Annotated in this window: 24 protein-coding genes; 8 read left to right on the plus strand and 16 right to left on the minus strand. The window is 65.3% G+C overall.

Features of this window, described 5'->3' with window-relative positions; genetic code table 11:
- The 3 genes from EET03_RS22615 to EET03_RS22625 are packed head-to-tail and all read right to left on the minus strand — an operon-like array spanning position 1 to position 2041.
- A complete protein-coding gene (locus EET03_RS22615; RefSeq protein WP_081255090.1) occupies positions 1 to 456 on the minus strand; it encodes an SRPBCC family protein in 456 nt (151 codons plus the stop codon).
- Positions 457 to 512: 56 nt separating this feature from the next.
- Positions 513 to 1592, minus strand: a complete 1080-nt coding sequence (locus EET03_RS22620) for a CaiB/BaiF CoA transferase family protein (protein WP_075540780.1) — start codon at positions 1590 to 1592, stop codon at positions 513 to 515.
- A gap of 5 nt (positions 1593 to 1597) precedes the next feature.
- The gene (locus tag EET03_RS22625) at positions 1598 to 2041 is read right to left on the minus strand and encodes an SRPBCC family protein (RefSeq protein ID WP_063472435.1); all 444 of its coding nucleotides are present in this window, start codon (positions 2039 to 2041) and stop codon (positions 1598 to 1600) included.
- A gap of 35 nt (positions 2042 to 2076) precedes the next feature.
- On the opposite strand from EET03_RS22625, the gene EET03_RS22630 reads away from it, so the two are divergent.
- Positions 2077 to 3801 (plus strand): alpha-keto acid decarboxylase family protein, encoded by a 1725-nt coding sequence (locus EET03_RS22630; protein ID WP_099193747.1) that lies wholly within the window; start codon positions 2077 to 2079, stop codon positions 3799 to 3801.
- A gap of 1 nt (position 3802) precedes the next feature.
- Here the strand turns inward: EET03_RS22630 and EET03_RS22635 are convergent, their stop codons facing one another.
- The 6 genes from EET03_RS22635 to EET03_RS22660 all read right to left on the minus strand — a co-directional run bounded on the left by EET03_RS22635 (position 3803) and on the right by EET03_RS22660 (position 9168).
- Positions 3803 to 3988 (minus strand): (2Fe-2S)-binding protein, encoded by a 186-nt coding sequence (locus tag EET03_RS22635; protein WP_075540781.1) that lies wholly within the window; start codon positions 3986 to 3988, stop codon positions 3803 to 3805.
- Positions 3989 to 4000: 12 nt separating this feature from the next.
- Complete coding sequence (locus tag EET03_RS22640; RefSeq protein WP_075540782.1) at positions 4001 to 4633, minus strand: fatty-acid--CoA ligase; 633 nt, start codon at positions 4631 to 4633, stop codon at positions 4001 to 4003.
- A gap of 51 nt (positions 4634 to 4684) precedes the next feature.
- Complete coding sequence (locus EET03_RS22645) at positions 4685 to 5284, minus strand: twin-arginine translocation pathway signal (RefSeq protein WP_075540783.1); 600 nt, start codon at positions 5282 to 5284, stop codon at positions 4685 to 4687.
- Positions 5281 to 6183 (minus strand): hypothetical protein, encoded by a 903-nt coding sequence (locus EET03_RS22650; protein WP_075540784.1) that lies wholly within the window; start codon positions 6181 to 6183, stop codon positions 5281 to 5283. The genes EET03_RS22645 and EET03_RS22650 overlap by 4 nt, the downstream gene beginning before the upstream one ends.
- Positions 6184 to 6529: 346 nt before the next feature.
- Positions 6530 to 7990, minus strand: a complete 1461-nt coding sequence (locus tag EET03_RS22655) for a FadD3 family acyl-CoA ligase (RefSeq protein WP_075540785.1) — start codon at positions 7988 to 7990, stop codon at positions 6530 to 6532.
- Complete coding sequence (locus EET03_RS22660) at positions 7987 to 9168, minus strand: amidohydrolase family protein (protein WP_075540823.1); 1182 nt, start codon at positions 9166 to 9168, stop codon at positions 7987 to 7989. Before EET03_RS22660 ends, EET03_RS22655 begins: the two co-directional genes overlap by 4 nt.
- Before the next feature lie 259 nt (positions 9169 to 9427).
- Between EET03_RS22660 and EET03_RS22665 the strand changes: the two genes are divergently transcribed.
- Both EET03_RS22665 and EET03_RS22670 read left to right on the plus strand, forming a co-directional pair.
- The gene (locus tag EET03_RS22665; protein ID WP_075540786.1) at positions 9428 to 10192 is read left to right on the plus strand and encodes an enoyl-CoA hydratase/isomerase family protein; all 765 of its coding nucleotides are present in this window, start codon (positions 9428 to 9430) and stop codon (positions 10190 to 10192) included.
- A gap of 59 nt (positions 10193 to 10251) precedes the next feature.
- Positions 10252 to 10614, plus strand: a complete 363-nt coding sequence (locus EET03_RS22670) for a hypothetical protein (RefSeq protein WP_244232491.1) — start codon at positions 10252 to 10254, stop codon at positions 10612 to 10614.
- Positions 10615 to 10629: 15 nt separating this feature from the next.
- Here EET03_RS22670 and EET03_RS22675 read toward each other — a convergent pair whose 3' ends face one another.
- Positions 10630 to 11226 carry a TetR/AcrR family transcriptional regulator gene (locus tag EET03_RS22675; protein WP_075540824.1) on the minus strand — a complete coding sequence of 199 codons (597 nt, stop codon included), beginning with the start codon at positions 11224 to 11226 and terminating at the stop codon, positions 10630 to 10632.
- Positions 11227 to 11437: 211 nt separating this feature from the next.
- Between EET03_RS22675 and EET03_RS22680 the strand changes: the two genes are divergently transcribed.
- Complete coding sequence (locus tag EET03_RS22680; protein WP_075540788.1) at positions 11438 to 12715, plus strand: cytochrome P450; 1278 nt, start codon at positions 11438 to 11440, stop codon at positions 12713 to 12715.
- A gap of 58 nt (positions 12716 to 12773) precedes the next feature.
- On the opposite strand, the gene EET03_RS22685 is transcribed toward EET03_RS22680, so the two are convergent.
- The 5 genes from EET03_RS22685 to EET03_RS22705 form a co-directional block, all read right to left on the minus strand.
- Positions 12774 to 13505, minus strand: coding sequence for a glycoside hydrolase family 18 protein (locus tag EET03_RS22685; protein ID WP_136625754.1), 732 nt, complete (start codon positions 13503 to 13505; stop codon positions 12774 to 12776).
- Between the two features lie 513 nt (positions 13506 to 14018).
- Positions 14019 to 14300: a cytochrome C oxidase subunit IV family protein gene (locus tag EET03_RS22690; RefSeq protein ID WP_075540790.1), complete on the minus strand. Its 282-nt coding sequence runs from the start codon at positions 14298 to 14300 to the stop codon at positions 14019 to 14021.
- A 6-nt stretch (positions 14301 to 14306) separates the two neighbouring features.
- Positions 14307 to 14897, minus strand: coding sequence for a cytochrome c oxidase subunit 3 (locus EET03_RS22695; RefSeq protein ID WP_075540791.1), 591 nt, complete (start codon positions 14895 to 14897; stop codon positions 14307 to 14309).
- On the minus strand, positions 14894 to 15640 hold the full coding sequence (locus tag EET03_RS22700; RefSeq protein ID WP_099193748.1) for a hypothetical protein: 747 nt from the start codon (positions 15638 to 15640) through the stop codon (positions 14894 to 14896). The genes EET03_RS22695 and EET03_RS22700 overlap by 4 nt, the downstream gene beginning before the upstream one ends.
- Entirely contained in the window at positions 15637 to 16386 is a 750-nt protein-coding gene (locus EET03_RS22705; RefSeq protein ID WP_075540792.1) for a hypothetical protein, read from the minus strand. The genes EET03_RS22700 and EET03_RS22705 overlap by 4 nt, the downstream gene beginning before the upstream one ends.
- A 177-nt stretch (positions 16387 to 16563) precedes the next feature.
- Here EET03_RS22705 and EET03_RS22710 point away from each other — a divergent pair, with 177 nt between their 5' ends.
- Entirely contained in the window at positions 16564 to 17076 is a 513-nt protein-coding gene (locus EET03_RS22710; RefSeq protein WP_244232492.1) for a TetR/AcrR family transcriptional regulator, read from the plus strand.
- Between the two features lie 5 nt (positions 17077 to 17081).
- On the opposite strand, the gene EET03_RS22715 is transcribed toward EET03_RS22710, so the two are convergent.
- A complete protein-coding gene (locus EET03_RS22715) occupies positions 17082 to 17486 on the minus strand; it encodes a hypothetical protein (protein ID WP_208649119.1) in 405 nt (134 codons plus the stop codon).
- Positions 17487 to 17626: 140 nt separating this feature from the next.
- On the opposite strand from EET03_RS22715, the gene EET03_RS22720 reads away from it, so the two are divergent.
- The 3 genes from EET03_RS22720 (at position 17627) to EET03_RS22730 (ending at position 19587) form a co-directional block, all read left to right on the plus strand.
- Positions 17627 to 18388: a hypothetical protein gene (locus tag EET03_RS22720; RefSeq protein WP_075540794.1), complete on the plus strand. Its 762-nt coding sequence runs from the start codon at positions 17627 to 17629 to the stop codon at positions 18386 to 18388.
- A complete protein-coding gene (locus EET03_RS22725) occupies positions 18385 to 18975 on the plus strand; it encodes a twin-arginine translocation pathway signal (RefSeq protein ID WP_075540795.1) in 591 nt (196 codons plus the stop codon). The genes EET03_RS22720 and EET03_RS22725 overlap by 4 nt, the downstream gene beginning before the upstream one ends.
- A 96-nt stretch (positions 18976 to 19071) precedes the next feature.
- A complete protein-coding gene (locus EET03_RS22730) occupies positions 19072 to 19587 on the plus strand; it encodes an Rv2253/PknI dimerization domain-containing protein (protein ID WP_075540796.1) in 516 nt (171 codons plus the stop codon).
- The last annotated feature ends 15 nt before the right edge of the window (positions 19588 to 19602 follow it).

Consider the following 19602-nt stretch of genomic DNA (forward strand, 5'->3'; position numbering starts at 1 on the left):
CTATGTCAGATGATCCCGGTCGCTGCGGCCGCTGATCAGTTCGGTCAGCCCCTTCGCCGCGGCATCCAGCACGTGTTCGCTGGCCCGCTTGACGATGAAGCCGGGAATCGGGCCGGCCGGTTCGACGGTGATGTCGAACCGCACCCGTGACGAGTCGACGCCTTCGGGCTTGACGGTGGTCTCGATGTGCTGGCCATGCTGCTGGAAAGTCTGGTCGGCATCCCAGCACATCCAGTCCGGGCCCCAGTGATATTCCAGGATCTCCTTGTCGACCAGCCCCAGAATTTTGACCACGGCTTTCACATGATGGGGGCGCCCGTCCGGGTAATAGTCGATCACTTCCACCCGTTTGTGCAGCGGTGACCAGGATGTCAGCACGCTCACATCTGCCAGCGCCTCCATGACCACTTCCGGAGGCGCATCGATGATGATCTCCCGCGATGCTTTGACGGCCACCAAGCTCAAGCTAGCAACGCCGCCCTATTCGCGGACGTGTTCGGGACAATAGGTGACTACCAATTTATTTCGTCGATCGGTGTGGTCGCGGCCGGCGGTGCCGCGACCGGTCCGGCCGGGGTGCGCGAGAAGCGCGGCGCGGGCGCGGCCTGGTCCACACCGTGGACGTTGATCACCGTCGACCGGGCTCTCAAGTGGGCGTTGCCGGCCGCTTCGCTCCAGGTCAGTACCGGAGTCACACACGCGTCGGTGCCGGCGAAGACCTCGGTCCACTCGTCGCGGGTCCGGCCGGCGAACCGCTCGGCGAAGATGTCGCGCATCCGCGGGTACGAGCCGACGTCGAGCTGGTTGGGCACGTCGTCGGCCGTCAGGTCGAGCCCGGCCAGCAGCGCCGCGAAGAACTGCGGCTCGATGGCACCCACCGCCAGGAATTTGCCGTCGGCGGTTTCATAGCAACGGTAGAACGGGGCGCCGCCGTCGAGCAGGAACGATTCGCGTTCGTCGCGCAAACTTCCGATTGCCTTCATGGTCCACATCATCTGGGCCAGCACGCTGACCCCGTCGACCATCGCGGCGTCGATCACCTGCCCCTTGCCCGACCGCTCCCGCTCATACAGCGCGGCCACGACGCCCAGCAGCACCAGCATGGAGCCGCCGCCGAAGTCGGCGACCAGGTTCAGCGGCGGCATCGGCGGCCGGTCGGCGTAGCCGAGCGCCGACAAGGCACCGGTCTGCGACAGGTAGTTGATGTCGTGGCCGGCGGTCGAAGCCAGCGGCCCGTCCTGTCCCCAGCCGGTGATGCGCGCGAAGATCAGTCGCGGATTGACCGCCGCGCAGTCGTCGGGACCGATGCCGAGCCGCTCGCAGGTGCCGGGCCGAAAGCAGTCCAGCAGCACATCGGCCTTGGCGGCCAACGCCAGCAATGCACCGGGCTGCGCCTTGACATCCAGGTCCACGATCCGCTTCCCGCGATGCAGCAGATCCCGGTCCTCGGACGGCATGGTCAACCCGCCGGGACGGCGCACCCGCACCACGTCGGCGCCGAGGTCGGCCAGCACCATCCCGGCATGCGGACCGGGTCCGATGCCGCCGAGTTCGATGACCTTCACCCCGGCCAAGGGCCCCCCGCCGGTCACGGTGGCTAGCCGCCCTTCTTGACCTTGAGTACCCGCTTGCGCAGCCCGTCGGTATTCAGCTCCATGATCCCTTTCATGACCCGTTTGATCATGAAGCCGGGCAGCGGCACCAGCGGGTCCAGGCCCAGGTCGAACCTCGTTCGCGTCTTGTCGCCTTCCGAGGTCAGCGTGTAGCTCCCTTCCTGGTTGCGGGACGCCTTCCCGCTTTCCTGCGTCCAGGTGACGCCGTCGTCGCGCCAGGTGTAAGCGAGCACGATCTCGTCCGTGACCCCGGCGGTCTTGACTTTCATCCGGGCGCGCCGCGGCCGGCCATCCTCGTCGCGGTCGAGCACTTCTGCGCTCTGATGGATGTCGGACCACTCGGGCATTGCCTCGACGTCGGCGACCACGTCGAGGATCTCCTTGGGACTTGCTTCGATGACTACTTCGCGGGATTCCTTGACTGCCATGGCGCCGACGATAGCGCGACCGCGTCATTGCCGGAATGATTTCGGCCGGGCGTACCGTCGTCTTCGTGACCGATCGTGCGGCTGGCCTCAACGAACCCGTGTACACCGTCGGCGACTACCTGCTCGACCGCCTCGCCGAACTCGGCGTTTCCGAAATCTTCGGCGTGCCCGGGGACTACAACCTGGAGTTCCTCGACCATATCGTGGCCCATCCGGCCATCCGGTGGGTGGGCAACGCCAACGAGCTCAACGCCGGCTACGCCGCCGACGGCTACGGGCGGTTGCGCGGAATGTCAGCTGTGGTAACGACATTCGGTGTCGGAGAACTGTCGGCGGCCAATGCGATCGCAGGCAGCTACGCCGAGCATGTGCCGGTGGTCCACATCGTCGGCGGCCCCTCCAAAGACGCCCAGGGCACCCGGCGAGCGCTGCACCATTCGCTCGGCGACGGCGACTTCGAACACTTCCTTCGGATCAGCCGCGAAATCACCTGCGCGCAAGCCAATCTCATGCCGGCAACGGCATGCCGGGAGATCGACCGGGTGCTGTGTGAGGTGCGGGAGCAGAAGCGGCCCGGATACCTACTGCTGTCCACCGACGTGGCCCGCTTCCCCACCGAAGCGCCCGGCGCCCCGCTGCCCCGCTACGGTGGCGGCACCAGCCCGCGCGCGCTGTCGCTGTTCACCGAAGCTGCCGCCGCACTGATCGGCGAGCACCAACTCACCGTGCTCGCCGACCTGCTGGTCCATCGATTGCGGGCGGTCGGCGAGCTGGAGGCGTTGCTGTCCACCGACGTGGTGCCGCATGCCACGCTGATGTGGGGAAAGAGTCTGCTCGACGAGAGCTCTCCCAACTTTCTGGGCATCTATGCCGGAGCCGCCAGCGCGGAGCGGGTACGTAAGGCGATCGAGCAGGCGCCGGTGCTGGTAACGGCCGGGGTGGTGTTCACCGACATGGTCAGCGGGTTCTTCAGCCAGCGGATCGACCCGGCGCGCACCATCGACATCGGCCAGTACCAAAGCACCGTGGCCGGCCGGGTGTTCGCCCCGCTCGAGATGAGCGCCGCCCTGCGCGCGCTGGCCGAGATCCTGACCCGCCGCGGGATAAGCTCACCCCCCGTGCCGGCGCCGGATGACCACCGGCCGGCGCCGGCACCGAGGCGCGAGGACCCGCTGACCCAACGGATGCTGTGGGACCGGGTCAACGACGCGCTCACCCCCGGCAACGTGGTGCTGGCCGAGCAGGGCACCTCGTTCTACGGCATGGCGGACCACCGGTTGCCGCACGGCGTCACCTTCATCGGCCAACCCCTTTGGGGCTCAATCGGTTACACACTACCGGCGGCGCTCGGGGCCGCGGTGGCCCACCGTGACCGCAGGACGGTGCTGTTGATCGGCGACGGGGCCGCTCAACTGACCGTCCAGGAGATCGGCAACTTTTCCCGCGAGGGCTTGGCCCCGGTCATCGTGGTGGTCAACAACGACGGCTACACCATCGAGCGGGCGATACACGGCGAGACGGCCCCCTACAACGACATCGTCGACTGGAGTTGGACCGCCATCCCCAGCGCGCTGGGAGTGACCGATCACCTGGCGTTCCGGGCGCAGACGTACGGCGAACTCGACGACGCGCTCACCGCGGCCGCGGCGCACCGGGACCGCTTGGTGCTCGTCGAGGCGGTGCTGCCGCGGCTCGAAATCCCGCACCTGCTCGGCGATCTCGTCGCACCCACGTCGGCGGACGGCACCGCGCGCCGCTGACTCAGGACCGGTGCGGTGTCCGCTCCGCCGCCAAGGAACCAAGGATCGCGCGAATGGTGTGCCGGCAACGTCCGCAGTCGGCGCCCGCTCCGCAGGCTTGGGCGACATCCTTGGTGGTCGAGGCGCCGGCAGCAACGGTCTCGGCCACCATCTGGCTGGTGACGCCGTTACACAGGCAGACGTACATCGAGCGATCCGCTCAATCCGTCTCGATCCGCATCATCTCCGAAAGCCGGCCGACGAACAGCGGTGGGTAGGCGCCCACTCCAGCGCGGCTCATCCATTGGGCCGCGGCATCGGGATGGTCGATCCACACCAGGGCGCGCTCTTCGTCCGGGAATTCCTGCAGAATCAGGACCTCGCGCTCGTCGTCGAAGGCCTGGAAAACCCATGTCTTTCGGATGCCGGCGGCGGTGAACCGCGCCATCGCAAGGCCTACCTCGGCAGTCAGTGTCGACACGTCGTCCACCGACGCGATTCCCGCAACCACGACCCCCGGTGCCCGGCCGGCGGCCCCTGCGGCCGGAGCCTCGGCAATGAACCTGTCCACGATCTCGCCGGCGAAGACCGCCGGGATGTCCGCGACGCCCGCCGCGTCGAACCATTCGAAGAAGACCCGGGAGCGCAGCAGCTCCACGATCGGTTCGCGGCTGTGCACGCCGATCATCACCAGGACGCGGCCGTAGTCGCGGGTCGAGGTATAGACCAGAACGTGGTGGGCTCCGATAGCGGCCAGCGCCGACTTCTTGCGCTGCAACAACGGCCACACTCGGCTCGGATCCGGGACCCGGTAGTCGGACGCGATCACCATCGAATGGATGTCGTTGGTCATGGTCGTATTCCCGTCACCAGCGGAGGCTCCCGCACCGGACCTGCCCCCGATCTACACCGGATCGAACGATGAGATGAGCCACTTCCCGTCGGCTTTGGTCAGCTTGACCATGACGCTGCTGGACGTCAACGTCGGCTCCGGGCGGTCGGCACTCTGGGTGCTTTGGTTGACGAACACCAGCACGACGGCCGAGTCCGGATGCAATTCGGATACGGCGGCGCGAAGCACCACCGCGCTCGTCTTGACCGACTTCTGCCTGGCGGCCGGTGCGACGATCTGTTGGGTGAACTGGTCGTAATACGACAAGAAGTCGCCGGTCAAATGTGACCTCGCGGAAGAGAAGTCGCGCTCCAGGGTATCCGGAGAGTACGACAGGATGGCGATGGTGCCATCGGTAGCCGCCGCGACCGCCGACTTGGCGGCCTGGTCATCGACTTCCCGATCCGGTCGGTAGGAGAAGAAATACAGTCCTGCCAGCAGCGCCAGCGAGGCCGCCACCAGTAACGCCATCAGGGCAGCGATCACCTTGCCCGACGACAGCTTGCTCACCCAGCCGGCGCGGCGCTTCGGCCGTGCGGGCCGGTCGTCGTCGCTTGGCAAGGCCGCGTCGGCCTCCGCAGTCTCCTCGAGAGACGTTTTCTCTGCGGTCATGGCACGAACTCGACTTTCGACATCTTGAGCTGATCACCGTCGCGGGTGATGGTCACGATCAACCGGAACTTGCGCGGATCCTGCTTGGCTCCGGCGGCATTGGTGACTTCGGACGTCGAGGCGACCAGCACCACCGCCGAGTCGTCGGTCATGGTGTCCACGTCGACGGCGACCGCCTGGACGGTGCCCTGCTCGACCACCTTCGACTGTTCGACCACCTTGATGAAATCGTCTGCCACCTTTGCCATATCGTCGCGGAACGTCCCGGTGGAGTTGTCGAGGATGCGCTGCACGCCCTGCTTGGCGTTGGTGAAGTCCAGCGATGTCAACGTCACGACGCCCTGTCGCGCGGCTGCGGCGAACTCAGCCACTCGCTCACGGTGGCGGGTGGCATCGCGATGCTGCACAACCATGTACAGGCTGCCCGACAGCGCGGCCAGAATGACAATGACGGCCAGCGCAGCGGCAACCGCGGACCGGGTGAGCCGCAGCCTGTGCCGGCGCCGCGCCGGCCCCTCATCGGCATCGGCGGACACCGCGACGTCGCTGTCCTCTCCCCCGACGTCCAAACCACGCTCGGCCTCGACGGTTTCGGATACCACGGTGGGCTCGGAATCGTCCGGCTCACCCTTGGACACCTCCGCGTCGACTTCTTCGGTGACCGGATCCTCTTCGGTGACCGGGGTGTCTTCCGGGCCTTCGGCGATTTCGGCCCGACGGCGCAACTGAATTGCGCGGGCGCGGGCGCGGGCGGCGGCGGCCAGCGCTTCGGCTTCGGCGGCCTCAGCCTCGGCCTGTTCGGCCAATGCCCGCAATTCAGCTGCGGTGCTTGCGTTTTCGTCGTCGCTCACCAGAACCGATCTCGTGTCAGCGGCGTTGTGGTTGCTGCCGGCGCTCATGATTCACCGGCCCGACGGGGCGACTGCTCGGGTAACTCAACGCGGATCTCCTCTACCCCTGGTCCGCCAGTGGCCAGATGTCGCTGTTGCGCAACCCTACTAGGCAAAGCCGACATCACGCGAGCACCCGGGCCGACGTTGCGGTCACCGGCCAGGTGCTGGCGCCGGCTCCTCGGCATCGCCGGTTCTTGGAGAGCCAAGTCATCACCTTCCACCCCGAGGTCACGCCGCAGCCACGGCCAAACAATCCTACATTCAGCGGAAATAGCATTCTCATATTGAGCACATTGCCCGGGCTCGCAGCCTCGCCGAAACCCGGCGACGCGGCTCGCCGTCGATGCCGGGCTCAACGCAGCCGGTCTTTGACCACCTTGCCGGTGGCATTGAGCGGAAGCGCGTCGACAAACTGCACCGAGCGCGGCACCTTGAACCCCGCCATGCGCTCCCGGCACCAGCTGATCAATTCGTCAGCGCTGACAACACCTTTGCGAACGACGAACGCCTTGCCCACCTGCCCGAGCCGGTCGTCGCAAACACCGATCACGGCGGCCTGAGCGACCGCCTCGTGCTCGATCAGGAAGCCTTCGATCTCAGCGGGATAGGCGTTGAATCCGCCCACGATGAACATGTCCTTCTTGCGGCCGACGACGCGCAGCCGGCCGGTCTCGTCCAGGCTGCCAAGATCCCCGGTGTGCAGCCAGCCCTGGTCGTCGATGGCCTCAGCGGTGGCGACCGGGTCGTCGAGATAGCCCTTCATCACGTTGTACCCGCGCACCAGGATCTCGCCGTCGTCGGCGATGCCGACCTCGATCCCGTCGCAGGGAACACCGGCGGTGGTCGCGATGTCCTCGAACGAATCCTCGGGCCGGGACAGCGTCACGGTGCCCGCCTCGGTCAGGCCGTAACCGGTCATGAGGGTCTGGAAAGGCAGCTCGGTGCGCACCCGCCGGATCAGCTCCACCGGAATGTCGGCAGCGCCCGTCACCCCCGCGCGCAGCGACGACAAATCCCGCTCACCCTGGGCGCCGAGTAGCGAATAATACAGTGTCGGCGGTCCCGGAAGCATCGTAATCCGTTCTCGCTCAATCAATTCCAGCACCCGGCCGAGGTCGAATACCGGTACCGCAACGATCGTGGCGCCCCGGATCAGCGACGCGATGCAACCGGCCTTGTACCCGAAAATATGAAAGAACGGGTTGACGATCAGATAGCGGTCGCCCTGGCGCAGGTCGGCGCGATCGCACCATTCGGCGTAGTGCCGCAACGTTTGCGCATGGTCCATCATCACGCCCTTGGGCCGCCCGGTGGTTCCCGAGGTGTAGATGATGTCGGCGACGTCTGAGCCACTGACCGCGCGCTCGAAGGGCTTGCCGCTGTCGAGGAAGCCCGATTTGACGTCGATCACCGGGACGGGGTTCGGGACAGCGAAATCCATTCCCAGAAAGCCCTTCTCGACGAGCACGGCCTTGGCACCGCTGCGTCCGATGATGTCGGCCGCCTCGGCTGCCTTGAAGCGCGTGTTGACCGGAACCAGCACGCCGCCAGCGGTCAGCAGCCCGAACGCGGCGATGATCCATTCCGCCGAATTGGGCGCCCAGATCGCAACCCGATCACCTTTGTCGACTCCGGTCGCGGCGAAGGCACCTGCGGCCCGGCGCACCCGATCGGTCAGCTCGGTGAACGTGAGCCGCAGCGGTCCGTCGACGACGGCTTCGGCGTCGCCGAACCGGTCCGCTGCGCTGCCGACCATCTCGGGGATGGTTTCCCATGGTGGTTCGCCCCGGCGCCGCGGCGCCGATTGCGTCATACCGACACGAGCCGAGACAGGTTGCCGCCCATGATCTTTGCCTGATCGTCGACGCTGAGGTACTGCAGCGCATCGGCGTAATGCCGCGGTGCCGCGAGCCCTTCCGGATGCGGGTAGTCCGAGCCGTACAGGACATGGTCCACGCCGATCAGGTCGACGAGGTCCCGGATCCCGTCCTCGTAGAACGGACTGATGTGGATGCGGTTCTTGATCTCTTCGACCGGGTCGCCGCCGGGGAAGCTTTCCGGTGTCTTCTTGTAGACGTCGGCCAGCTGTTCCAGCAGCGGGAACAACCACTTCGACCCGGCTTCGATGACCGCGACCTTGAGTTGCGGGAAGCGGTACAACGCACCGTGAATCACCCACGACGCCACCGCATCCTGCACCGGGCGCCACTCGTTGAGCATCGCGAATGCATTGGTCTGGAAGGGCAGCATCTCTTTGTCGCCGCCGTCCCACTCCGCGGTATAGCGGGCGTAGCCGCTGTCCGAGGAGTGCATGGCCACCAGCACGTCGTGCTCGACGCAGCGCTGCCAGAACGGGTCGAACTCCGGCAGCGCGAACGACCTTGGGCCGCGGTACCCAGGAACCGGGGCCGGCCGTACCAAAACCACCCGGGCGCCGCGTCGCACCACCCAGTCCAGCTCGTCGATCGCCTTCTCCACGATCGGCAGGCTGATCACCGGCACGGTGAAGATGCGGTTCTGGTAGTTGAAGCCCCACACTTCGTCCAGCCACTGGTTCAGCGCGTGCACGACCACATGGATGAGCAGCGGGTCGTCGCGCATGCGTTCTTCGACCAGGCTGGCCAATGTCGGGAACATCAAACTGCGGTCGACGCCCAACTCGTTCATCAGCTCCAGCCGCGGGCCGGGTTCGCGAAAGGCCGGAATCGACCGCATCGGCTCGCCGAAGATCTCCCGGCGGCTCTTGCCCTCCGGGTTACCCACCCTGAAATACTCCTCCATCGCCCCCGGCCTGGCGACCACCTCGAAGGTGGGATTGGGGATGTAGTCGCTGATCTGGCCGCGTATCGCGATCTTGGTCCGCCCCTTCACCTCGACGTACTGGATCGCGCCTTGGTACTGCTTGGGCAGGAATTTGGTGAGCGATTCCTCGGTCTCGTAGAGATGATTGTCCGCATCGAACAACGGATACGACAGCGCGCCCGACGACATGAAATCCTCCTTCGCGATTTGCGAGAATAGTATTCTCTTCATCGGGTTCGCCGCAACGGGCTGCGGTGGCGGTGCGTCGCCAGTGGGCTTCGGCAGTGGGCTTACAGTGCCGCTACGGCCGCTGTGCTCACTGCCCCGATTCGGTGCTGCACGTGGCCACCCCGGATGCTGTGCGACGGAAGTCCCGAGCCCTGGCGATGATGCTATTCTCCGAGCAAGAGAATGCCAATTTCGCCGCTCGTCCCGGAAGCACTGACGCATGGTGGACCTCGAGTTCGACAAGTCGGGTACCGGGTTGGCGGTGCTCACCATCGATCGCCCGCACGCGCGCAATGCCATCGCGCCGGGCACCATGGACCAGCTGGAGACGGCACTCGAGGCGGTGGCGGGCGCGCGAGCGCTGGTCATCAGGGGTGCCGGGGACCGGGCCTTCGTGTCCGGCGGAGACCTCAAGGAGCTGAGCTCGCTGCGAACCGAGGAGGACGCCTCGGCGATGGCGAAGCGGATGCGCTCCATCTGCGACCAGCTCGCGGCTTTTCCGGCTCCGGTGATCGCCGTGCTGAATGGCCACGCCTTCGGCGGTGGCGCCGAGGTGGCTGTCGCCGCAGACATCCGGATTGCCGCCGACGACATCAAGATCGCGTTCAATCAGGTGGAGCTGGAGATCATGCCGGCCTGGGGCGGCGCCGAGCGACTGGCCGCGCTGGTCGGAAAGAGCAAGGCGCTGCTGCTGGCGGGCACGGGAACGGCGCTCGACGCCGTCGAGGCCGAACGCATCGGCCTGGTGGATCTGGTGCTGCCCCGCGCCTCGTTCGACTCACCGGATCGTGGGTGGCGATCGGTTGCCGCAGCCCTGGCGCGCCACCCGGCGACCGAGATCAAGCGGGTAATCAGCGGTGTTTCGGCTGATGAAGCGATAGCATCCTTTGCACGACTGTGGGTGGCGGAGGCTCATTGGCAGGCCGCAGCGCGGGTGCGCAACCGCACGTCCGGTCCCCGGGGGCCAGCTGGAGGCGCGACATGACCACGACAAGGCGGCAGCTGGGTTTCGGCTTGGCGGTTTTGGTGGCGGGCCCGGTTCTGATGGCCAGCACCGGCCGGTCACACGCCGACGACACACCCATGCATCAGGTCCGGTACACCATCTCGGCGAAGAACCCGATCTACGCCGACATCTATTACCAGGACCAGGATCCTGCCGTCTTTTCCGACTACAGCCACAACCCCTATCAGTTCACGCCGAACATCCAGGCCGATATCGCTGCGGGCAGGCCGTGGACCATGCAGGTCATGCTCGCCAACCCCGACCAGTGGGCAATGGTCACCGCCAGCACCGGCCCGGAACCCGGCACGCCGATGTTTCATTGCGATTTGGCCGTGGACGGGGTCGTCGTCGTCGCCAAGGACGGCCCCCGCGGCGTGCTCTGTTCGCTGCGCAACTGGTGACTCGGCGCGGCTGCCCTACTCGACTGGCTGTGGCTCACCCTCCAGACGACGCAGGTAGCGCTCGACCACTTCCACCGTTTCGGCATGTCCGCCCGACATGCCTAGCCCCTGCTCGATCACCAGAAATCGCGAAATACTGGTCATCAGGACCGTCCACACCACCGGCGGCACGTCCTGGGTGTCGACGTGGTAGCGCTGCAGCGCGGCCGTCAACGCCACCCGCTGCCGTTCGCGGAAACGTTCAGCGTAGTAAGCGATTTCGGACCGCATCGCCTTACGATGGTTCGCCAGCGCCATGAATTCCATTGTCATCTTTGCGAATCCGGGCTCGGTGCCGAACCGCCACAGCGCCCACAGCGGTTGCGGCGACTCGAGCGCTCGGTCCTGCACCCGCAGACCGGCTTCGGCGCGGCGGCGAAACACTTCCAGGAACAAGTCATCCATGGTGCGGAAGTAGTAGTGCACCAATTGCGGCTTCAACCCGGCCTTACCCGCCAGACGGCGCGAAGTCACTGCCGCATAGCCCTCTTCGAGCATCAGTTGCTCGGCCGCGTCGAGCAGCAGGCCGCGATTCTTCGCGTCCGGCGCCCCGATCCGGCGAGCCGATGTCATGCCCTCACTCCCTATTTTCGATGCCTCGACGTCGACCACGCCGATCACGCCGATCGTAGCGACGTCGCCGTGGTGGCCGGGTGGCCCACCTTGACCATGACATTACCGCCATGCTAAGCAGGTGCTCAGCACATCGTCGGATTCGGGCGGCGGAAGCTATCGCCGCCGACGGCCCATTCGGCAAACGCCAGCTGCGGGAGGCACGCGCGACATGAGCGACTACCATTCGATCGACTTTTTCACCGACCCGTCGCTGGTCCCCGACCCTTATCCGTATTTCGATTACTTGCGCAGCAAGAACCCGGTGCTGCGACTGCCACACTACGGCGTCGTCGCCGTCACCGGGTATGACGAGGCCACCGCGGTCTACAAGGACACCGACTCCTTCTCCAACTGCGTCGCACTGGGCGGACCGTTCCCGCCGCTGCCGTTCGTGCCCGAGGGCGACGACATCAACGCCCAGATCGACCAGAACCGCGAGAAGTTCCCGATGTACGAGCACATGGTCACCATGGACCCGCCGGATCACACCCGTGCCCGGTCATTGCTGAGCCGGCTGCTGACGCCGAGCCGCCTCAAGCAGAACGAGGAGTTCATGTGGCGCCTGGCCGATCGCCAGCTCGACGAGTTCCTCGGCAACGGCCGGTGCGAGTTCATCTCCGAATACTCCAAACCCTTTGCCACCCTGGTGATTGCCGATCTGCTCGGTGTTCCGGAGGACGACCACAAGGAGTTTCGCGTCATGTTGGGCGCCGAGCGTCCCGGCGCGCGGGTGGGTGGACTCGACCACGAGTCGGTGGGCACCAACCCGCTGCAGTGGCTCGACGAGAAGTTCAGCAGCTACATCGAAGACCGGCGCCGCGAACCGCGTGAAGACGTGCTGACCGCGCTCGCGACGGCGAAGTATCCGGACGGATCCACACCCGAGGTCATTGACGTAGTCCGTTCGGCCACATTTCTTTTCGCCGCCGGGCAGGAAACGACGGCCAAACTGCTCAGCGCCGCGCTGCAGGTGCTCGTCGACCGGCCGGTCCTACAGCAGCGGCTGCGCGAGGACCGCAGCGTGATTCCGGCGTTCATCGAGGAGTCACTGCGGCTGGAGAGCCCGGTCAAGAGCGACTCGCGACTCGCCCGCCGGGCCACCACCGTCGCGGGGGTCGACATCCCGGCCGGCACCGTGGTGATGGTGTTGCCCGGTGCTGTCAACCGCGACCCGCGAAGGTTCGACAATCCGCACGAGTTCCGCCTCGACCGAAAGAATGTCCGCGAACACATGGCTTTTGCCCGCGGAGTCCACTCCTGTCCCGGCGCACCCCTTGCCCGCGTGGAGGGCCGCGTCTCGATCGAGCGCATCCTGGACCGGATGGCCGACATAGCCGCTGACGAATCCAAGCACGGGCCGGCTGGCGATCGCCGCTACCGATATGAACCGACGTATATTCTGCGCGGGCTCACCGAACTACATCTCACCTTCACCCCGACGGCGTAGGCACTTCGATGTGACGCTGCTGCCGGGACGAGTACCGAAGAACCTGCTGCACAACGACTCACGGAGTTTCCGATGTTGTCGGAGCCGCCCGCTCGGCGACCGGCGTCACAGTGTGGAACCGGTCTCGATCTGCTCGAAGATCTTGGAGAACTCGAACGGGGTTTGCGCCACTCCGCTGCCGTCGACGGCGTCTACTGCGCCCAAGGTGCCTGTGGTGTTCCCGCGGGCGCTCCCACATGGACAATTCGCCGATATGGTTTCGAACCGCGAACGTGGTCAGCTGTTGCGCGCCGGCGAGGGTGAAGATCTCGCGCGGGTCGTCGTTGATTCCTACCAGCGGCGTCACCCCGAGCATCGACCATGCCCGCTCGCTGGACAGCGACGGATACAACGTCATCAGCTGACCGAGGGTCGCCGTCGCCGCGTCGATCGCGTACGTGCCCATGCCAGGGTTGCCGGGCTGAGCGAAACCAGGGCCGTAATCCATGGCCATGACGTTCACCCGGGAGATGTTGACACCGTTGGCCGTAGCGATTTGGAGGACGTTCAGTCCGCCGCCCTGACCCGTCACCAGCCCGGTCGACAGCACCGGAAGGGCGGAGGAGACGGTCACTGGCGTGCCGTTGTCCGCCTCCTGCTGTTGCAGCAGGGCAATGGATTTCGTTTGTGTCGTCAGCGCCTGAGTATTGCCCTGCAACGCGCCTTCGACGTCGAAGTCGAGGTGACAAATCTTGTAGGTATTCACCACCGACAGGTGCCCCGAGTTGTACGACTCAACTGCGAATTTCACATCAGCCACATCAATCTCCAACGGGTTCGCGATGTCTCACTCAGCCCGCCTGTCCGTGACAACCCCAACAGCGCGACGGCTGGAAATCGCGTGCTGGTGCGGTTGGGTCGGCGGCTAACGGCGGCGAGCGTGCCCTGGCGGCGCCGAGTGTGCGCTGGCGGCGCCGAGCGTGCCGTCAGGGCGGCCGATTGCGGCGGTTCCCGCCCCTGCATACACGGTCAAAGCCGTCGCCTCACACTCGATGCGGCATCACTGCCGACTCGGTGAGCACGTGAGACATCCCCCGAACGCCGGCCATCAGAAGAGGTTTGAGCGAAGGTGCGGTATCGGCGTGCCGACAACAGAGCCAAGGCGTGCCCGGGCACCCGAGGCTGCGCACGAGGACATCGTTGACCAGCCACATCCGTGGACACCAGGAATTTCCGAGCGAGGGCGAGCGAATTACCTACCGTTGGGCCAGAAACCAATGTGCATGATGCGATCGCCGGGCCCTCGCCTAAGTCCGCAACTGTCCTAGTGGAGCATCATGCCGACCAGATAGCTGCCGAACAAGGCAGCGCCGACAAGCAGCACGCACGCGTCCGTCAGGCGGCGCAGCAAGGCAGGCGACTGCCCGACTTCCATGAACTCGCGAAAGATGATGCGTACCTTGATGAGTGCGATCACGATCACGCTCGACGTAACCACCGCGCTGGCCTTCGGAGATCCGTCGACAGCGTAATCAAGCCACAGGTACGACAGCGTCAATGACGCCAGCACCACCCAGACGACCGACAGCCGCTTGTTGAATCTGATTTCGGATCACCTCACCACGTACAGCAGTGCGAAAATCAGCACCCAGAGGAAGTCGACGGTGTGCCAGTACGTGGCGCAGGTCTCGACAAGCTGCTGAGACCCCTGAGACCACTGGCATTTTCGTGCCAGACCCCAAAGCTGGTAGACCACAACGCCGATGACGACGAATCCGATCAGCAGGTGCACGAAGTGGATACCGGTGAGAAAGAAGTAATAGGTGAAGAAGTCGTTAGCGGTCAAGGAATTGCCCATCCGGATCTGCTTGGCCCACTCCAACACCTTGGCGACCAGGAACACCAGGCCGCAGAACGCGGTGAGAAAGGCGTCGGTGAGCGCCGCTCGGTATGCGTGGACGCGGGCCGACTGGACACATCGTGCCACCGACCAGGAACTCAGCAGCAGAATAAGTGTGTTGAAGGCCCCGATACGCAGGTCCAGCTGCGCCTGGGAGCGCAGGAAGAGCTCGGTGCTCTGGGTGCGGTAGAACAGGTAGAAGCTGAAATAAGCAGTGAATACCAGTGTTTCGAACAGCACGAAGGCCCACATGTCCGGTTGGCCGGGGACGACCCTGGGCGGCTTGTTCGCACCGGCGGTCATAGCGCGGTCACCTTTCCGGGCGCAAGCTCGGGCAGTGTCCCGGTACCGAAGTCCTCACGCTGGATCATCCGCCGCAGCAAGGCGATGAAAACGCCAGTATAGATACCGAATACGGCCATGTTGAGCCACCAGGCGATCTGCCCGTTCCAGGCCAAGACGCCGCGACGGAAAATCCAGGCAGGCGAGACCACGATCTCGGTGAGCGCGTTGCAGAGGTTGAGATAGCCGAACCACTTTGGGAAGACCCGGTTCTTGTCGATCAGGATGGCGAGCATCCACACCAGCGAGCCGATCAGGAACACCCCCATGGTCCCGATGAACGACAGGAAGCCGAAGTCGTAGAGCCAACCGATCAGTTCTGGATCGCGGTCGGGGCGCATCGCCCCCGCGGTGAGCACGATGCACATCAGCATCATTCCGGGAATCGCGCTGAGCGAGTACAACACCAGGTACGAGTATGCGAATGCCGGGCTGACCGACATGCGGCGCATGGAATAGGCGATGAGCGCGTTGCTCATCGTTGTCATGCCGGTGATGACGAACATGATGGCAAAACCGATGAGTATCCCAAAGTGGTTGTCCTGGAACCACCGAACGATTCTCGGTGTGTCCCACGAGGGGTCTGGCGGGGGCTGGGCGCGGGTCAGCACGAAGAACACCAGGACGAACAAGTTGTAGAAGACCACGAGCGTCCACCAGGCCAGCCACAACTCGCGCTTGGGGTTTGTCGCCACTGCGCTCATGCGCCGGCCGATTCGTCGGCGCGCTGCCGGTGAACGGCCCGGCCGAGGACGACGGCGCACACCACAATCCACACCGCGATGGCGATGTTCTTCAGCCAGAACGACAACGCTCCGTCCCACGCCAGTGGGCCGGACAGGGTCAGGCCGGCGAACGCCGCCGGCACCAGCGCGGCGGCGATGAGCAGATTGAAATGGGCCACCCACCGGCTGAATACCGGATGCGACGGATCGTCGAAGTAGATCGCCAGGGCCAGAATCACGCTCTGCCCGATGAGGAAGGGCACCTGCGTGGTGAAGGTGAGCCAGGCCAGATCGTTGAACATCTGGGTCAGCTCGGGGTTGCGTTCCGGGCGGAACGCGGCCAGCAACCAGCAGACGTTGGCGATGAGAAAAAGGGTGGGACCGCCGGCCACGCACCCGAGCATGCAATAGGAAAAGATCGGTGTGCGGTGAGCCATCCGGCGAATCTGCATCACCAGCAGGATCAGGACCGGGATCAGGCCCACGCAGAACCAGTTGAACAGGATCATGCTGTAGCGGACCCCGGACTGATTTTCCCGATAGAAGGCGGCCACCTGTTCGGCCGGCATTCTGGGCGACATCGGTGGCGTAAAGCCGGGAAACAAGACGAACGCCGAGACCCAGATGATCGCCACGACGGGCAACGTCCACAACAGGATCAGCTCGCCATCGGTGCGCCGTAACGCCGATGGCGGGGCTGTTGGGTGCTCACCGATGCCGGACATCGGGGACTCCTTCCGGTCCGCGGGTCGTTGGGCGATCGCGGGGTGCGGCTTCTCAGCGAAGCTAGCCGATCGGCTATCTGCGGTCAATAGCCGATCGGCTAGGCTCTCGATGTGGTGTCCACACCGCCGCCCGGCCAGTTTCGCTTCATCAACCGCACCCCCGCGCAGACCCGCATTCTGGATGCGGCACTGCAGCTGATCGCCGAGCACGGCGTCGGCGGCACGTCGCTGCAGATGATCGCCGACGCCATCGGGGTTACCAAAGCGGCGGTGTACCACCAGTTCAAGACCAAAGAGCAGATCGTCATCGCCCTCACCGAACGTGAGCTCGGCGGTCTGGAAGAGGCACTGGAGTCCGCCGAAACCCAGGCTCACCAGCCGCGAGCGCGTGAGCTGCTGCTGCAGCGGGTGATCGACGTGGCGGTCGAGCGCCGGGGCGCGGCCAGCACGCTGCAGTTCGATCCGGTCATCGTTCGGCTGCTGGCCGAACACCAACCGTTTCAGCAATTCATTGCGCGGCTCTACGGTGTGCTGGTCGGCGATGCCGCCGAGGACGCCCGGGTCACGGCGGCGATGCTGTCGGGCGCGATTGCCGTCGGCGTGATGCACCCCTTGGTCGCGGATGTCGACGACGAGTCACTGCGTTCGCAGTTGCGTCGCATCACCCGTCGGCTCATTGACGCGGAGTGAACCCACTACGTGTCGCCCCGCACCCATCTGGCGTGACCGTTCTGCGCCACGCACACTAGGAACAGGCCGTCGGGCGCCTGCGCGACGTAATACTCCGGATATCTGGTGCAGTCGGAGTTCTCGTCCTTGATCCCGGCCATCGGGGGTGATCGGAACCATCGGGGTTCATATCGCCGCGGCGAACCGCAGAACATCAACCGTCCCGGCTCGGTGGCGAACGAGACGTAGTAGTCGGCGGTTCCGAAGACGTAGTAGGTGGTGTTGTCGCAGGGTGCCCCGAGGACGACGTTCGGGGTGATTCCCGGCGTGCAGGCCGGATAGTCGCAAACCGTCGGACCCGCGTCGGCGGGCGGTGCCGTCAATACCGTCATGCCGAGCAACGCGGCAATCGCTGCCACGAGTAAGCGCACGCTATTACTCTTGCACAATTGAGAAGAAAACTCTCCTGCTCGCCAGAAGACTGAAATCAACCTATTCGGGGCGGGGCCAGGACCTTCTGATGAGTGATAGATAATGTTGCTCTCCCTCAGCGCGTGACCAGGAGGTGACAATGCCGTCGCGAGAGCGTCTGTCTGAGGCCCACGAAGCCGATGGCCGCGACGGCGAATCGCTAACCCAGGCAGCAGAAGCCGTCGCCCTGGCCGAAGCGAGGGCGCGCGCGGCCCGTGAACGCGCGAGACAGCTCAGCGAAAAGGCCGGCGCGATAACTGGCGGCCAGCAGCCAACGGCTGGCGCCGAGGCTGAGGACGCAGCCGTCGACCACGGAGCCGGTAACGCACGGCGCCGATTCCGGGTGCGGCGGCTGCGGCTTCGGCGTCCGGGACGCAAGGGCCTGGCCGCGATGGCCGCGGCGGTCATCAGCTGCGGGTCACTCGGCGCGAGCGGCTATCTGGTGTGGCACCACCGCACTGTCGTGCGCCAACAGCAGCGCGCCACCGAGTTCGCGTCCGCGGCCCGGCAGGGCGCCATCACCCTGATGTCGATCGATGCCACCAAGGCCAGAGAGGACGTACAACGCATCATCGACAGCACCACCGGCGCGTTCAAAGGCGGGATGCTGATCGCTGCCGACGACTTGGTCCAGTCGGTCGAGCAGTCCAGGGTCAGCACCAAGGTGACCGTGCAAGGCGTCGCCGTCCAGTCGATGACCGACGATTCCGCAGTGGTCCTGGTGGCGGCCAAAGCCGAGGTCGCCAATCCCGAGGCCAATCCGGACAAGGCCAAACTGCCGCCGCGGTCCTGGCGGATTGTCATGACGGTGCAACGAGACGGCGGACAGCTCAAAGTGGCGAAGGTCGAGGCGCTGCCGTGACCCTCGACGAGGGTTCACAGCTCGACGACCCGACCGCTTTGCCGGATGACACTGCGGCGCCGCGCCGCCGATTCAGGTTGGCACGCCGCCGGATCCGCCGGTGCCTGACGCGGTGGCGTCCAATTCTGTTAGGGCTGTTGGTCATTGCCACGACGGGCTTCGCCGCCGGATTCTTCTACTTCGGTTACCGTCCGGATCAACAGACCGACGACGCGGCGGCACGCGACGCGATCAGAGCGGCGTCCGAGGGCACGGTGGCGCTCCTGTCGTACTCGCCCGACAGCCTGAGCCGGGATTTCGACAACGCGAGATCGCGGCTCACCGGCGACTATCAGACCTACTACGAACGGTTCACCGAGCAGATCGTGGCGCCGGCGGCCCAGCGCGGCCAAATCACCACCAACGCCCGCGTCATTCGAGCCGCCGCGGCAGAATTGCATCCGGATTCAGCTGTCGTACTTGTGTTTATCAGTCTGAAGACCACCAGCAAGGACAAACCCGACCCGGTGAAAACGACCAGCAGCGTTCGGGTAACGCTGACGAAGGTCAACGGATTCTGGCTGATCGCCAAGCTCGACTCGCTGTGACGGCCGCGCGCTCCGCGGCAAAGCCCTCGCCCACTTGGCGGTCCCGGTGTTACTGTCTCAAGTGGGAAGTGGCGCTAGCGCGTCGAGGAGCACGTGATGCGGGCAATGGGCATTGTCGCAAGCGCAATACTGGTGGCTGCCACGATGATTGGCGGCTCGAGCACCGCACCGCCGGCCCGGGCCTCCACCGACGGTCTCGCCATCAACGGAACCTACCGCGCCACGTCCGTCGGTGAATGGGCCAAGACGAATCAATCTTTTCATGATGAACCGACCGTCAGTAGCACGTGGACCCTGACGTCCAGCTGTACCACGGCTCAGGACTGCACCGGCCACGTCACCAGCGACCAGGGTTGGAGCGCACCGCTCTACATGCATGACGGGGTGATGTGGACCGTCAAACACGAGGTGCCCAACTGGGAAACATGCCCCGACGGCACCTCCTTCACCGGGGTGCAAACGTTCACCTTCTATCCGGCAGGGCCGGACGGCACCGTGCAGGCCGGCTCGTCGACATATGCCGGCAAGGACCAGACCGTCGGGCCCAGCGGCGCATGCGGTGTCAACAAGTGGCTCGTCGTCATGATGCCGTTCCGGCTCGACAAGATCTGACCGGGCGCCGGCCGC

The sequence above is a fragment of the Mycobacterium innocens genome (assembly GCF_900566055.1).
Classification (GTDB): Bacteria; Actinomycetota; Actinomycetes; order Mycobacteriales; family Mycobacteriaceae; genus Mycobacterium; species Mycobacterium innocens.